Raw genomic sequence first — 421 nt, 5'->3', positions numbered from 1 at the left:
AGGCGTTTCCCAAGGCCGAGCTTCCGCCATCCCAGCACAAACCGGCGCATGTAAATGTTGGCCAGCAGCGGTGAGATGGGTGATCCTTGCGGGATACCGCGCCGCTGATCGCGCGCCTGCGTCGCTCGTTTCTTGCCGCCCTTGTCGTCCGTTTCCTCGACAGCGCATTCTAGCCAGGATTTGATCAGATGCAGCACGCGCGGATCGACGATCCGGCGCGACACTGATTTCATCAGCTCCAGGTGTGGGATGGTGCCAAAGTAGTCGGCAAGGTCGGCGTCCACGACATCCGGTCGGCCACGGAACAGCTGCTCCTCCACCTCCACCACGGCCTGCTGGGCGTTGCGCCCGGCGCGATAGGCATAGATTTCCGGTGGAAGGTCGGCTTCGAAGATCGGTTCGAGCACCAGCATCGCTGCTG

The 421-nt window shown here is 62.5% G+C and carries 1 protein-coding gene; it reads right to left on the bottom strand.

What is annotated here, in order from left to right; genetic code table 11:
* Positions 1-413, bottom strand: a 413-nt coding sequence (locus JQK15_RS27750; protein ID WP_214869688.1) for a reverse transcriptase domain-containing protein, incomplete at its 3' end; no start/stop codon positions are given.
* Positions 414-421: the final 8 nt, after the last annotated feature.

It is taken from the genome of Sphingobium sp. BHU LFT2 (assembly GCF_018604485.1).
Taxonomy (GTDB): domain Bacteria; phylum Pseudomonadota; class Alphaproteobacteria; order Sphingomonadales; family Sphingomonadaceae; genus Sphingobium; species Sphingobium yanoikuyae_A.
This window is presented reverse-complemented; position numbering and strand designations above follow the sequence as displayed.